This is a genomic window from Pseudomonas sp. K5002 (genome assembly GCF_013386655.1).
GTDB lineage: Bacteria > Pseudomonadota > Gammaproteobacteria > Pseudomonadales > Pseudomonadaceae > Aquipseudomonas.
In genome coordinates, this window is the sequence record NZ_JACARK010001234.1 from 1 (window position 1) to 957 (window position 957).

At 65.0% G+C, this 957-nt stretch carries 1 protein-coding gene and 1 pseudogene; both read left to right on the plus strand.

Annotated elements, in window-relative coordinates; translation table 11 throughout:
- Positions 1–300, plus strand: a pseudogene (locus HX846_RS35205) (asparaginase); the annotation flags it as partial.
- 50 nt (positions 301–350) lie between these two features.
- Positions 351–957: AraC family transcriptional regulator (locus tag HX846_RS35210; protein WP_178967254.1), on the plus strand; the 607-nt coding region annotated here is incomplete at its 3' end.

Below are 957 nucleotides of genomic sequence, written 5' to 3' on the forward strand. Positions count from 1 at the left end.
GTGCTGGAATGCTTCGGCAGCGGCACCGGGCCGAGCGACAACCCACAGTTCCTCGCCACCCTGCAGCGCGCGCAGGATAACGGCGTGGTCGTGGTGGCAATCACCCAATGCCATGAAGGCGGTGTGGAGCTGGACGTGTACGAAGCCGGCAGCCGCCTGCGGGGCGTCGGGGTGTTGTCGGGTGGCGGGATGACCCGTGAAGCCGCGTTCGGCAAGCTCAATGCGTTGATCGGCGCCGGGCTGGACACCGCCGAAATCCGCCGCCTGGTCGAACTCGACCTGTGCGGCGAACTGAGCTGACCGGCATATAACTTGCTCCTCTTCCAGCCATCCCCTGGCTGGAAGCACCCATGTTGCACTCCCACCTCACCACCCTCAATGCCGTCTCGTTGGTGCTCAATACCTTCAAGGCCGAAGGCCAACCCGCCGAGGCCTTGCTGGCCGGCAGCGGTATCTGCGCGGCGGACTTGAGCCGCGCCGACACCCGCATCACCACCAACCAGGAGATGCGCGTGTGCGCCAACGCCGTGGCCCTGCGCCGGGATATCGGCCTGGAGCTGGGCCGGCAAATGCACGTTTCTTCCTATGGCATGCTCGGTTACGCACTGCTCACCAGTGCCACCTTCGGTGACGCTTTGCGCCTGGCGCTGCGGTATCCGGCGCTGCTGGGAACACTTTTCGAGCTGGACCTTGAGGAAGACGGCACGCGCATCTGGTTCAGCGCCGCGGATTACCGGGAAAATCCGGCGCTGGAAACGTTCAACGTCGAACTCTGCCTGGCCTCGTTGAAGGTGATCTGCGACGACCTGCTGGGGCATGCCCTGCCGCTGCTGGGGGCGCGCTTTGAACACGACGCCCCGGATTACCGCGCACGGTACGCCGAAATCTTTGCCTGCCCGCTGCAATTCGGCGCCATCGCCAACGCGTTTGCCTTCGACCGAAGCTGGCTGGACCAGC